This is a genomic window from Nodularia chucula CCY0103 (assembly GCF_963923915.1).
In the GTDB taxonomy this organism is placed as follows: domain Bacteria; phylum Cyanobacteriota; class Cyanobacteriia; order Cyanobacteriales; family Nostocaceae; genus Nodularia; species Nodularia chucula.
On sequence record NZ_CAWUOL010000009.1, the window covers coordinates 46876 to 61517 of the forward strand.

Sequence of the window (14642 nt, forward strand, 5' to 3'; positions counted from 1 at the left end):
ATGTCAAATTCTGGATTTGAAAAAGTAACTCTTCCCCCAATGGATGAGTATAATCAACAGTTAATTTCTCATGTTCATCCCCCTGATTGGGTTAATCCTCAACCTGCTGATTGTTATGATTTGGTGGTAATTGGTGCTGGTACGGCAGGATTAGTTGTAGCCGCAGGTGCAGCAGGTTTAGATGTGGGTTTAAAAGTGGCTTTAATCGAAAAACATTTGATGGGGGGTGATTGTTTAAATGTCGGTTGTGTCCCCTCAAAATGTATTATTCGTTCATCTCGCGTTGTGGGGGAAATGTGGTCAGCTAAGGCTTTAGGAATTAATGTTCTAGGAAAAATAGACGTTGATTTTGCGGCGGTAATGGCAAGGATGCGCCGTTTAAGAGCAGGTATTAGTGATCATGATTCTGCTCATCGGTTTCAAAAACTGGGAGTAGATATTTTTTTAGGTAGCGGTCGTTTTGCAGGTAATAATATTATTGAAGTTGGTAATCAGAAACTTTCCTTTAAAAAAGCTGTGATTGCTACTGGTGCTAGAGCCGTGCGACCATCGATTAAGGGATTAGAATCAACTGGATTTCTCACTAATGAAACAGTCTTTTCTCTCACTGAACTTCCTCAACGTCTGGCAGTAATTGGTGGTGGCCCTATTGGTTGTGAATTGGCTCAAGCTTTCCAACGTTTGGGTTCTCAAGTTACCTTGTTTCATAAGGATGCTCACATCTTAAATAAAGAAGATAGTGAAGCCGCAGAAATTCTCCAAAATCGTTTTATTCAAGAACAAATACAGTTGGTTTTACATAGCCAAATCACCAGTGTAGAAACCACCCCAGAAGGAAAGCTGATCCACTTCGTCAGTAATGGTTCTCCAAAGTCAATTATTGTTGATGAGATTTTAGTTGGTGCAGGACGCGCACCGAATGTGGAAGGTTTAAATTTAGAGGTGGTTGGGGTACAATTTGACCAACGCCAGGGGGTGAAAGTTAATGATTATCTCCAGACAACGAACCCCAAAATTTATGCCGCAGGGGATATCTGCATGAATTGGAAATTTACTCATGCGGCTGATGCAGCAGCGCGGATTGTGATTAAAAATACTCTATTTTCTCCCTTTGGTTTGGGACGCGCTAAACTTAGTAATATAGTTATGCCTTGGGTGACATATACTGACCCAGAAATTGCCCATGTGGGGATGTATGAACAGGAGGCTGAGAAACAGGGTTTTGATATTAATACGATTAAGATTCCTTTTAGTAGTGTAGACCGGGCGATCGCAGATGGGGAAGAAGAGGGTTTTGTGAAAATCATCCACAAACAAGGTTCTGACCAAATTTTAGGTGCAACAATTGTCTCTCGTCATGCTGGTGAAACAATTAGCGAAATAACTACAGCCATTGTCAATAAAGTGGGCTTAAATGGGTTATCTGGTGTGATTCATCCTTACCCCACTCAAGCCGAAGCGATTAAAAAAGCCGCAGATGCTTATCGCCGGACTTTATTAACGCCAACATCAAAACGCATTTTACGATGGTTAACCAAGTTTTCTTGAAGAGTTAGCCTTCTCCCAGATTCATCGCAGCTAACATGGCCTGCTGACTCACCTGTTTGTAAACCGTATCTAAAGATTTCGTCACCACATCACCAGCAGTTATACTTAGGCTATCGTCTTCCGTTTTTCCTAAAGGAATCGCCCCCAAAACATCTAATACTGTTTCGCTACCGGAAGGCGTAATTACTACTAAAGAAGACTCTAGGGGTTCTTGATATTCCCAAAAAGATCCCAGATTTACAGAGAATGATGGCTGAGTCGGCTGTTTAATCTCAGGTGTGGGAGGCGCTGTCACTTCTAACTTAGCACCCCGTAGTTGACGTAAATCACTGATAATTTGCTCTTTAGTGCGTCCCCGTAATTGAAACAATACAAAAGGATCTTCACTAAAGCGATCGCCTAACTGATAGTATACAGCACCAATATGTTTACAAGGATTGGCTTTATCGGGACAAGAGCATTTGCTGTGAACATCAGATAGTGTAAAAGGAAACAAAGACAAACCATTGGCTGTAAACACCTCCTCAATATTTTGAGGCATTTCCCCCGCCAACAACTTGGCTGCAAAAATTGCTCTTTGGGACATAGTTTCAATCACATAACCCCATTCCTCTTCACTAAAATGGTCAATAGCAAGAGAAACTTTATAAGGATCAGGTTCACTACCTTGAACTTTAGCTAATACCTTTGCCCCTTTAAACTCAATATTCAAAACATTTCCTTGACGAGAATAATTTCTCGCCCGTTCTAAACGCTTTTTAAACCGATAAGAATCCAGTAACTCTAGCCACTTTTGCGACCACCACTCACGGCTTGCTTGCAAAGTTTCGTTATTCATAAATAGATGCAAAAATTTGGTTCAGGTATACAACTAAAATACTAGGAATAAAATGATCTCAGTTTATAAAAAAAGGCTTATGGTAAGCCATGCCTACTACTTTCAACTTGTTATGCATTATTTAACCAAATTTGCAAATCTTCTACAGTATTTAAATCAAATATTGCCTCTCCTAAAGCTTCCATAACTTCTATATTTAAACTTCTAATTTCGGTTTCTAATTCTCCATCAATTTGCCCAAGTTTTTTATTAATTTGACGGATAATTAAATTTTTTTCTCTTTCAATGCCTCTTTCAATTCCTTCTTCCATCCAACTGGTTACAATTTGCATAACTTCCTCCTTCTCTTCCTTGATTAATGTACCTATTTCTGATTTAAATTTCTCTTCCTCTATTTTATTCAATCTCAAATATGTGTCAATAAAACCTGATATCAATTGCATTTTTGCTGGATTTAATTTTAAGGTAACTAACAACCTTAAACATTCTGCTTTGACTTTAGGCCTATCTTCCGGTGCTATATTCATTTTTGACATCAAAGCCGATGCCACTGGATTTGGACGAGCTAAAAAGTCTCGCCAGTTGAGTTGATTCAGTTGCACTACTTGATAATTAAATTTTAGCACTTCAAAATCAGGAAAGTTGATTTGATAGTTATTTACGGCTACGGTTTTCGGTGAGTCGTAGGAAAATATAACTATCGGATATATTGGCAAGTCCAGTTTTTCATCTAATCTCGCAAAATAACGAAACATTCTTTGATTAAATTTCGGTCTTGCACCTGACTCGGCTTCAATATGAATCACAAAGTAAGAAGGTTGACCTAAAAATTTAACTTTAACTATTAGGTCTGTTTCATATTTATCTCCGGCGGTGACATCTGTAAATATTTCCTTGTCTAAAAATGTAATTGATGTAGTATCTATATATTCGAGAACTTGAGGAAAGAATAATTCTATAAATTCTATGAAAAAATTTGATATTAGTTCTTTGAACAAGCGGTCATGGTCTATGTTTACTGTCATCTTGTTATCTATAGGACTACTATTTGATTATTGTTGACGTAGCCTGCCCTTGGCGCTGATAAACACGTAGTGGCGTGGTCATCTAAAAATGTTGCAAAATATTGTAGGAAACCCAACATCATTGGCAGCATTGGGTTGCGCTGTGCTTAACCCAACCTACTTCTAATGCATTAAACTTCATCTTCTTCAATTATGGCACTGCGATCAAGTATGAGTAAATCACGCAATTGGTCAGTATTCATTTCCGTTAGCCACTCTTCACCAGCACCAACTACTTGTTCCGCTAATTGTTTTTTACTTTCAATCATGTCATGAATTTTTTCTTCTAATGTGCCAGTACAGACAAATTTGTGTACTTGCACATTGCGCGTTTGACCAATGCGAAATACTCTATCTGTAGCCTGATTTTCCACCGCCGGATTCCACCATCTATCAAAATGGAATACATGATTAGCCCTGGTTAAATTCAAACCTACACCGCCTGCTTTTAAAGAAAGAATCATAATGGGAGGTCCCTGGGGATCGTGTTGGAAACGGTCAATCATTTCCTCTCTTTGTTTTTTCGTGCTACCACCATATAAAAACAATATTTCTTGACCCAGTTTTTGCTGTAAATGAGCTTTTAATAATTTTCCCCATTCAGCAAATTGGGTGAAAACTAAAGCCCGATCTCCTGACTCCAAAGCCTCATTTAACATTTCATCTAGCCGTTGCAGTTTGGCAGAACTATGTTGTTCTAATGTGGCTAATTTTAAATATTGGGCTGGGTGATTACAGATTTGTTTAAGTTTAATCAGTAAAGCTAAAATCATCCCGCGCCGTTGCACACCGGAAGCAGAATCAATCTCGGCTAAAGATGCTTCTACAACTTGTTGGTAAAGTGCAGCTTGTTCAGCCGCAAGACCACAAAAAACTGTCATTTCTTGCTTTTCTGGCAAGTCTTGAATAATATCACGATCTGTTTTCAGGCGACGGAGAATAAAGGGTTGTACTAAACTCCGTAATTGATTTAAAGATGCCGTGTCACCATACTTTTCAATTGGCATAGCAAAACGTCTCTGGAAAAATTGACGATTGCCCAAATAACCAGGATTAAGAAAATCTAAAATAGACCATAATTCCTGAAGTCTATTTTCTACTGGTGTCCCTGTTAAAGCTATACGAAATGTGGTTTTTAATTCTCTCACTGCCTGGGATTGTTTAGATTCAGCATTTTTGATGTTCTGGGCTTCATCTAATACGATTACCTGCCAATCAAGACTATGTAAAAATTTAATATCTCTATGAATTAGTGAGTAACTGGTAAGCAGAATATCATGTTTTTTTGCTGATTCTACAAATGCCTTACCTTTAAGACGTTTATCGCCGTGGTGCTGTAAAACTTTAAGGCTAGGGGCAAACTTTTTAATTTCCCGTTCCCAATTACCTAAAATGGAAGTGGGACAAACCAGTAAAGTGGGATTTTTCAGTGCATTTTGTTCTTTGAGATGGAGGAGAAAAGCGATTAGTTGAATGGTTTTACCCAGTCCCATATCATCAGCTAGACACGCACCCAAACCCCAACGTTCTAAGAAAGTCAGCCAAGCCGCCCCTCTTTCTTGATAAGGTCGTAAATTTCCTTGAAAGTTAGTAGGTGTTGGTAGGGGTGCGATGGTTTGATTATTGGTTAATGCCCCAATTAACTCTTGCAATATTCCCGATGCTTCAAAGCCGACTACAGGCAATTTTTCAATGGCTTGGGTATCGCCTGAACTGAGACGTAACGCATCTTCTAAAGACAGTGCCATTTCGTCTTTACGACTAGCAAAAAATGTCTGGGCAGTTTTAATATCTTGCGATCGCAATTCCACCCACTCTCCATTAATTTCTACCAGTGGACTATTTAAAGCCACAAGTTTATTAAACTCAGTTTTAGAAATAGTCTGTCCACCAATTGCTAATTGCCATTGAAAATTCAGCAGACTTTGTAAACCCAAGCGTCCCTGTTGTTGCTTTTGGGTTTCAGCAGTGATTTTTAAACCTAAACGATTCGCCCATCCTTCCCGATTTGCCAAACTCGGAGGCAAAATTACCCCCAAACCACTATCTTCAAATCGCCAAGTTACAGACTTAATAAATTCATAGGCTTGTAATGGATTCAGGTGACAAGATTGGGGATATTCTGTTTCTAAACTGGGCGCAATCACTGGATACAAACGGGAAGCTAACCCCAACCCGCGCAATAAAGTTTCTTGGGGTTGATCGATGGTACGATTTTGATCTACCAACTGTTCCACAGGATGATGCCAAATAGTGGCCGCATCCACTAGAAAATTAGGATCATCTGCTGCTTGCAGAAAATATGCTAACATCCAATCTGTTTCTCCAGACTCAGGAGGTAGCAGTTGAAAACAAGCGCGAAACAAAGGTTTTCCTAGCAGTTGGTATTGCAACGGCATAGTCCAAGACTTCAGTGCCGCTTCTAGTCTTTCTACTGCTAGTGCATCTGCATTCACTGTATAAGATGCACTAGTTAAACCTTGTAACCACTGTCTAACTACCGATGGTAATGATGCCATTAATCTGGTTTCTAATGGAGGTTGAGAAGCCAGCATTACCCGCACTTGGGTATCTATTGTACTGTGAAGAAATCCTAATAATAATTCCTGGGGTTCTGTGGGGAAATCTACATACATTTTCGATGGGTAAGATTCTTCTCCAGTATCCACTTGCTGTTGATAAGTACGACAAGCCAAAGGCATTTTCGCTGCAAACTTTTCTAAGCGCGTGCCATCAACTGCACTGTCTAATAATACTTGCCACTTAGCAACAATAGAATTATCAGATTGGCGTTGGATGCTTGGTAAAAACTTAGAACGGGAGATTAAATCTAAACTCCAACGGGCAACCTGTGACCAAAAACGTAAGTCTCCGGCAAATATACTATTCTCTTCCCTAGTGGCATTTAAGGGAACAGCTGCGAGAAGTTTGATCGCTTCACTGGGGTTAAGACAAAAACCCTCTACTCGCCAGGGATGGAGATATTGGGGTGAGTTGATTTTATCTCCCACACTAGCAGAATGCACAGGCGAAATAAATTCTATTTGTTGCTGATTATTTTCGGAAATCTCAGTAGGTAAAACAATAATTTGAGCCTGAGTTGGCAGGTTGGCTTGACTAGCAACTTTAGTTTTACGAGTTCGACCACTAGCGGTTACAGCAGCTTGCTTTTCTTGTATTAAGTTAGCAATGGGAAGATTTTGAGAACTCAACCATTCACTCAAATCAACTGCTGACATTGCTAAGGGATGCAATGGTATCTCGGATGCACTAGCATCTAAATTGACTCGTGTTGAACGCCAAGTTTCACCCCAAATAAATAAACAATTCTGCTGATTTTTTAGTACCCAATTGCCGTGTAAAATTGCCATCTGCTAATTACTCAAACTCTCGCTAAACTAAAGTATGTAATACTTTTATAGTCATTAACAAAAAAATATAATATTTTACTATGGTTTTTTGATGGATTTTAATATTGTAATTATAATACAATATATGCTTTCTAAGCAAGTAATTATTTACCTATAAGTAACAATATATTTATTGATTAAAATTCTTTTTAAGATGCGATTGTCTGGTAAACTCAAAAAATAAAATAGCATAAAAAAAATAATGAAATTACCTATTTATCAAGTTTTAAAGAATAATTTAGCAGTAGAACTTGATTATATGAAACCCCAAGAAGAGGAGGCTGTGAGATCATTAATCAATCTCGTAATTAATGAAGGTAAAACCTACCCCCAAACTCAACCTCTGTCCCCGACGGCATTTGCAGCTTATTGGTTGAGTCAGGATGCCTTCGTAGTCAGGACATCTGCTCAAGATGGTACACACAAGGCACAAGATGTGCTAGGGGCATTTTATTTAAAGCCTAACTTCCCCGGTATGTGTAGCCATATTTGCAACGCTGGTTTTATTGTACAACCTGCTTTACGTGGTCAGGGTATGGGAAGGTTTATGGGGGAAGCAATGGTGGCGATCGCCAGCAGTTTAGGCTACGAAGCGGTAATGTTCAACTTGGTCTTTAAAACTAATATAGCTTCAGTGCAACTTTGGCAATCCTTGGGATTTGAGATTATTGGCAATATTCCCCGTGCAGTTAAGCTAGCAGACGGACAGGTAATTGAAGCGCTAATTTTCTATCGGGCTTTGGTTTAAACGATTTATAGCGATCGCCAAGGACGTTAGGACATAAACTGATTATAAAAGTTAGACACCTCCCACACCTCCCACACTCCCCACACCCCACACTCCCCACTCCCCACTCCCCACTCCCACACTCCCCAACTATATTTATCATCCAGAAGTCAGTCTGAGAGCATAAATGTTAGGATTGCCACAGAAAGAGAAAAGCGAAAAAGAAGGACAAAAAACTGAATGGCAGAAGTTGATAAGTCAATATCCTTTGATGGTAGGGATATTCGGCTGAAAGTAGGCTTACTAGCTCCCCAGGCTGGTGGGTCAGTTTTAATAGAATCAGGGGACACGTCTGTTTTGGTGACAGCTACTCGGTCAAAGGGCAGAGAGGGAATTGATTTTCTACCCCTGACAGTGGATTATGAAGAAAGACTGTACGCCGCAGGTAGGATTCCCGGAGGAATCATGCGGAGAGAAGGTCGTCCACCAGAAAAAACCATTCTGACTAGCCGCCTCATAGACCGCCCTATGAGACCTTTGTTTCCTTCATGGTTGCGGGATGACCTGCAAATTATCGCCTTCACCCTGTCAATGGATGAGTTAGTCCCACCTGATGTCCTCGCAGTCACAGGCGCTTCCATTGCTACCCTGATGGCACAAATTCCGTTTAATGGACCAATGGCGGCAGTGCGAGTCGGCTTAGTGGGTGATGATTTTATTATTAACCCCACCTATGCAGAAACCGAAAACGGCGACTTGGATCTGATTGTGGCTGGTTCCCCCCACGGTGTGATCATGGTGGAAGCCGGAGCCAATCAATTGCCAGAACAAGATATTATCGAAGCGATTGATTTTGGTTATGAAGCCGTCCGAGATTTAATCCAAGCCCAGCAGGATTTATTAGAAGAAATGGGTCTGAAAGTTGTGCAACAAGCACCACCAGAAGAAGACCAAACTTTGAACAACTATATCCGCGATCGCGCCAGCGATGAGATTAAGAAAATTCTGTCTCAATTTGAATACAGCAAAGCCCAACGGGATGAAGCCTTAGATGCTGTAAAAGATCAAGTTGCCAGTGCGATCGCAGAACTACCAGAAGAAAACGAAGTTAAAGCTGCTGCAACTGCAAACAGTAAAGCACTCGGTAACACCTTTAAAGACATAACCAAACACTTCATGCGCCGTCAAATCGTTGACGATAACATCCGCGTTGATGGTCGCAAACTCGATGAAGTCCGTCCAGTTTCTTGTCAAGTTGGTGTTTTACCCAAGCGAGTCCACGGTAGTGGTTTATTTAACCGGGGATTAACCCAAGTATTATCCGCCTGTACCCTGGGTACACCTGGAGATGCCCAAAACCTCAACGATGACTTGCAAACAGACCAATCAAAACGTTATCTACACCATTACAACTTCCCTCCATTTTCCGTTGGGGAAACTAAACCCATGCGTTTCCCAGGAAGGCGCGAAATTGGTCATGGTGCTTTAGCAGAACGAGCGCTCATCCCTGTATTACCACCCAAAGAAGATTTCCCCTACGTAATTCGCGTAGTTTCAGAAGTGCTTTCTTCCAACGGTTCCACTTCGATGGGTTCAGTGTGCGGTTCCACTCTAGCCTTAATGGATGCTGGTGTCCCAATTCTCAAACCCGTAAGCGGTGCAGCAATGGGTTTGATTAAAGAAGGTGACGAAGTGCGAGTCTTAACTGATATTCAGGGCATTGAAGACTTCTTAGGCGATATGGACTTTAAAGTTGCCGGCACAGACACCGGGATTACCGCCTTGCAAATGGACATGAAAATCCCTGGTCTGTCATTAGACGTGATTGCCCAAGCCGTCCATCAAGCCAAATCAGCCCGCTTACATATTCTGGATAAAATGCTCCAGACTATCGATGAACCAAGGGTTGACACCTCACCCTATGCCCCACGTCTCTTGACCATCAAGATTGATTCAGACATGATTGGTCTGGTCATTGGACCCGGAGGTAAAACCATTAAGGGGATTACAGAAGAAACTGGTGCTAAAGTTGACATCGAAGACGATGGCACAGTTACAATTTCTGCCGTGGATGAAAGCAGGGCTAAAAAAGCTCGTAACATCATTCAAGGCATGACTCGCAAGTTACACGAAGGTGATGTATATGCCGGGCGTGTGACTCGAATTATTCCCATTGGTGCATTTGTGGAATTTTTGCCAGGAAAAGAAGGCATGATTCACATTTCTCAACTAGCTGACTATCGTGTAGGCAAAGTTGAAGATGAAGTCGCTGTTGGGGATGAAGTCATTATCAAAGTCCGAGAAATTGACAATAAAGGACGCATTAATCTCACACGTTTGGGTATTCACCCAGACCAAGCAACTGCGGCACGAGAAGCTGCGGCGGTAAATCGCTAAATCGGTTGGGGATTTTAGATTTTTATCTAAAATCCGCGATGCCTACCTAGATTCCAGGCATCGCCGGAAATTTTTAACATTTAAAATTACAGGGAAGTAGGGAGTGGGGTGTGGGGAGTGTGGGGAGTGTGGGGGGAGTGGGGAGTTTGGGAGGTGTGGGGAGTTTGGGGAGTGTGGGAGGTGTCTAACTTTTATGATCAGTTTATATTTTAACGTATATGCTTAGTGCTATAAACACAGGCTTTGGTGGTTTTAAAGATTAATTAGCCTAAATTTTATGGATGCTTCCGAGTTATTAGCAACAATCACACAACTGATTGCACAGGCTGAACAAGGGGACATTGACCCTTGGGATGTCCAAGTTATTGAGGTGATTGACCGTTATTTAGAACTTATGGCACCGGAGGCCACAAGTAAAGGAGCCATTGAGTCAGACTTGTCACAATCGGGACAGGCTTTTTTGTCAGCATCAATGCTAGTGTTATTCAAAGCCAACACTCTCATGCAATTATCCTCCGGAATAGAAGCACAGGAAGATGTACTAGAGGATGAAATGTTAGCCAGTGAAGACGGATTATTACATCATGCTCATCGTTTACAGTTAGAGCGACATATCCGCCGTCGTCCTTCAGCAATGCCACCTCCCAAACGCCGTGTAACTCTGCAAGAGTTGATCAAGCAATTGCAGATTATGGCTAATCAACTCAAACTGGTAGAAAAATCCAGTAAGCCTGTTCGCCCCAAACGTCAGACCAGCGCCCAAAATATGCGCCAGGCCCTAGAGTTAGCCCACCAAGAAAATCTCACGGAAGTAGCTGGAGAACTAGAGCAAGTATTGCATTGTTCTGCAAAGCAGCTATCTTTATCACAAAATTGCTTGAATCTTCAAGAACTTGTCGATTTGTGGACTCAAACACAGCCACCACAAGATCATAATTCTCACCATCAATCAGAAAATAGCCACACAGTTAGTGTTTTCTGGGCGCTACTACTACTGTCTGCTCAATCTAAAGTTGAGTTATTACAAGATGAGTTTTATCAGGAAATTAAAATTCGCTTGCTAACTTGATAATGACCTGATGAAAAGATGTGTGCAGAAGTCCAAGTTATCAACTTTACAGTTCTGGACAACAGCTTAATTTTAACATCAGTAGATGGTTAAATATCCTGAGAAAAGCCATCCGAAACGCTTTTTAACAAACAATATCACTGATTGTAGTTTACCCAGTCAAGGTGAAACTTGCAAACTAATACTCTCTACATTTGTCTATAGTAAACTAAAGTTGTGTTTGAGGAATAAAATTTTATGAAAGCCATGATTCTCGCGGCGGGTAAGGGTACTCGTGTCCGTCCTATTACCTATACAATTCCCAAACCGATGATTCCCATCCTCCAAAAGCCAGTGATGGAATTTTTACTGGAACTTTTGCGCCAACACGGATTTGACCAAATTATGGTCAATGTTAGCCATTTAGCGGAAGAGATTGAAAACTATTTTCGTGATGGTCAACGGTTTGGGGTCGAAATTGCCTATTCTTTTGAGGGCAAAATTGATGATGACGGTAAACTGGTGGGGGAAGCCATTGGTTCTGCTGGCGGGATGCGTCGTATTCAGGACTTCTCACCCTTTTTTGATGATACCTTTGTGGTGTTGTGTGGTGATGCTTTAATTGATCTGGATTTGTCTGCGGCTGTGAAGTGGCATAAGGCTCAAGGTTCAATTGCTACTATTATTACCAAATCTGTGCCATTGGAAGAGGTTTCTAGTTACGGTGTGGTAGTGACTGAGGAAGATGGTCGTGTGAAGGCTTTCCAAGAAAAACCCTCTAAAGAGGAAGCGATTAGCACCAATATCAATACTGGTATTTATATTTTTGAGCCAGAGGTGTTTAACTACATACCTTCTGGTGTGGAATTTGATATTGGTAGTCAGTTATTTCCTAAATTAGTGGAAGTTGGTGCGCCTTTTTATGCTATTGCAATGGACTTTGAATGGGTCGATATTGGTAAAGTACCAGATTACTGGCGGGCAATTAATGGTGTACTGTTAGGTGATATTAAAAATGTGCAAATTCCTGGTAATCAGGTTGCCCCTGGTATCTATACTGGCTTAAATGTGGCGGTGAATTGGGACAAGGTGGATATTACTGGACCAGTTTACATTGGTGGCATGACTAGGATAGAAGATGGTGCTAAGATTGTTGGCCCGGCGATGATTGGCCCGAATTGTTGGATATGCAGTGGCGCAACTGTGGAAAAAAGCGTAATTTTTGAATGGTCACGATTAGGGCCAGGAGTCAGACTGGTTGATAAGTTAGTTTTTGGACGTTATTGCGTGGATAAGACGGGAGATGCAATTGATGTTCAAGCTGCTGCTTTAGATTGGCTGATTACTGATGCTCGTCAAACTCCACCATCGGAAACACCTATGGAACGCCAAGCAATTGAGGAATTGTTGGGAACGAATGTTATTTAAAGGATGGGAGTAGAAAGTAGGGGGAATATGGGTATCAAGCCCCATTTTTCTAGGAAGCGTGGTCTGGAGAGGATTACAAGCTCTCTCCCCTGCTCCCCTGCTCCCTGCTCCCCTGCTTTTCTAGCTATTCAGATAGGTGTATCTTCCTAGACTTTGTTCGTAGGTTTGTAGTAGTCTTTGAGATTCGGCTAGGGTGATGTGTTTTTCTTCTAAGGCTTTTTCACAACGCTGACGGATGTTTTCTATCATGTCTTCTGAGTCATACTGGACATAGCTGAGGACTTCGCTCATGGTGTCACCTTTGACTACGTGTTCAATTTGATAGCCTTTAGGTGTCAACTGGATGTGAACGGCGTTGGTGTCACCAAATAAGTTGTGCAAGTTACCCATGATTTCTTGATAGGCTCCGTTCAGGAACATACCCATATAATAGGGTTCTTCTGGTTTGAAGGTGTGCAGTTCTAGAACTGATTTGACATCTCGTAGGTCAATAAAGCGATCAATTTTACCGTCACTATCACAGGTGAGGTCTGCTAAAATTGCCCGTTGGGTAGGTTCCTCGTCGAGGCGATGTATGGGCATGATGGGGAATAGTTGGTCTATTGCCCAACAATCTGGTGCTGATTGAAATACTGATAAATTAATGTAGTAGATGGAAGCCATGATTTTTTCTAGGTCTTCCAATTCATCGGGTACGTATTCTTGCTGTCTGGTGATGTTCAGAATTTTTTGACAGCAAGCCCAGTAAAGTCTTTCGGCTTTGGCTCGTTCTTGGAGGCGCAGGATTCCTAAGTTGAATCGGCTGATGGCTTCTTCTTTAAATTGGGCTGCGTCGTGGTAGAACTCTTGATAGTTATCTTCGTTGATGGATTGGTAGGTTTCCCAGAGGTATTTGATGACTGGGGATTCTTCTTCTTGTGGTGGTTCTGGTAATTCTAGAGGTACGTCACTGGTACTGAGAACATCAAAAATTAGTACGGATTGATGGGATGCGATCGCCCGACCACTTTCGCTAATCAGTGTTGGTACGGGGATTTGCTTTTCTGCACAGGTATCTTTTAATTCCGCTACAATATCGTTGGCGTAGTTTTGCATATTGTAGTTTTTGGAGGCGTAGAAGTTGGTTTGGGAACCGTCGTAATCTACACCTAAGCCACCACCAACATCGAGGTATTTCATGTCAGCCCCTAATATGGCTAACTCTACGTAAATGCGGCTGGCTTCTTGGATGGCATCTTTAATCACATTGATCGCTGAGATTTGTGAGCCAATATGAAAGTGCATTAATTGCAAACAATCAAGTAGGTTAGCGTCCCGCAGCTTGTTAACGGCTGCCATGATTTCGGGAATTGTTAAACCAAATTTGGCGCGATCGCCGGTGGAAGTTCCCCAGCGTCCCATACCTTGGGTACTTAGTTTGGCGCGGACTCCCACGGTGGGTTTAATTCCTAATTGTTTGTGCGCTGCAATCACCAAATCCACTTCTTCCACCTGTTCTAGGACGATGATGGAGGTTTGTCCTAGTCTTTGGGCTAACATTGCCGTTTCGATGTATTCCCGGTCTTTGTAGCCGTTGCAAATTAGCAATGCTCCTGGTGTATCCAACAAGGCTAGAGCAATCATTAATTCTGGCTTGGAACCAGCTTCTAAACCAAATTGATGCGGTTTGCCAAATTTGACTAAATCTTCAATTAAATGGCGTTCTTGGTTGCATTTTACAGGGAATACGCCACGATATACCCCTGGGTAGTTATAACGGGCGATCGCTTTGTTAAAACAAGCATTCAACCGCTCAATCCGATCTTCCAAAATATCCGAGAAGCGAATTAACATCGGTAGTCCCAAGTTACGCTGCTTCAAGGCGTTGACTAATTCAAACAAGTCCAAAGAACCACCGCGATCGCCTTTGGGAGAAACTGTAACATGGCCCGCAGCATTAATGGAAAAATATGGCTCTCCCCAACCTTCTATGCGGTATAAAGCCTCGCTATCCTCAATTTTCCAGGAAAGCGGCAGCCCTGTGGTATTACTAGGTGGTAGCAGCTTTTTTTTATGATTTTTCACTTCTGATTTGTTTCCATTAGCAGGCATGACCACCTCTTCAGATGTAGTAGTTAACTCAGCACCCATTTTTTTCGTGACCTCTGTATTTCACCCACGAATTAACAATTTAACCTATTCA

9 protein-coding genes are annotated in these 14642 nt (G+C 41.6%); 5 read left to right on the forward strand and 4 right to left on the reverse strand.

Annotated features, from left to right (window positions below; translation table 11 throughout):
* Nucleotides 1–1548 (forward strand): mercuric reductase, encoded by a 1548-nt coding sequence (locus ACM0OP_RS04995; protein ID WP_414527286.1) that lies wholly within the window; start codon nt 1–3, stop codon nt 1546–1548.
* Nucleotides 1549–1552: 4 nt separating this feature from the next.
* On the opposite strand, the gene ACM0OP_RS05000 is transcribed toward ACM0OP_RS04995, so the two are convergent.
* From ACM0OP_RS05000 to ACM0OP_RS05010, 3 genes are all read right to left on the reverse strand, one after another.
* Complete coding sequence (locus ACM0OP_RS05000) at nt 1553–2386, reverse strand: SWIM zinc finger family protein (protein ID WP_414527287.1); 834 nt, start codon at nt 2384–2386, stop codon at nt 1553–1555.
* Nucleotides 2387–2496: 110 nt separating this feature from the next.
* Nucleotides 2497–3411, reverse strand: a complete 915-nt coding sequence (locus tag ACM0OP_RS05005; RefSeq protein WP_414527288.1) for an Rpn family recombination-promoting nuclease/putative transposase — start codon at nt 3409–3411, stop codon at nt 2497–2499.
* A gap of 170 nt (nt 3412–3581) precedes the next feature.
* Nucleotides 3582–6821, reverse strand: coding sequence for a DEAD/DEAH box helicase (locus ACM0OP_RS05010; RefSeq protein WP_414527289.1), 3240 nt, complete (start codon nt 6819–6821; stop codon nt 3582–3584).
* Nucleotides 6822–7062: 241 nt separating this feature from the next.
* On the opposite strand from ACM0OP_RS05010, the gene ACM0OP_RS05015 reads away from it, so the two are divergent.
* From ACM0OP_RS05015 to ACM0OP_RS05030, 4 genes are all read left to right on the forward strand, one after another.
* Entirely contained in the window at nt 7063–7608 is a 546-nt protein-coding gene (locus ACM0OP_RS05015) for a GNAT family N-acetyltransferase (protein WP_414527290.1), read from the forward strand.
* A 219-nt stretch (nt 7609–7827) separates the two neighbouring features.
* Complete coding sequence (locus ACM0OP_RS05020) at nt 7828–9984, forward strand: polyribonucleotide nucleotidyltransferase (RefSeq protein WP_414527291.1); 2157 nt, start codon at nt 7828–7830, stop codon at nt 9982–9984.
* A gap of 277 nt (nt 9985–10261) precedes the next feature.
* Nucleotides 10262–11053: a segregation/condensation protein A gene (locus tag ACM0OP_RS05025; RefSeq protein ID WP_414527292.1), complete on the forward strand. Its 792-nt coding sequence runs from the start codon at nt 10262–10264 to the stop codon at nt 11051–11053.
* Between the two features lie 237 nt (nt 11054–11290).
* Nucleotides 11291–12460: a sugar phosphate nucleotidyltransferase gene (locus ACM0OP_RS05030; protein ID WP_414527293.1), complete on the forward strand. Its 1170-nt coding sequence runs from the start codon at nt 11291–11293 to the stop codon at nt 12458–12460.
* A gap of 120 nt (nt 12461–12580) precedes the next feature.
* On the opposite strand, the gene speA is transcribed toward ACM0OP_RS05030, so the two are convergent.
* A complete protein-coding gene (gene speA / locus ACM0OP_RS05035; protein WP_414527294.1) occupies nt 12581–14590 on the reverse strand; it encodes a biosynthetic arginine decarboxylase in 2010 nt (669 codons plus the stop codon).
* Nucleotides 14591–14642 lie beyond the last annotated feature (52 nt).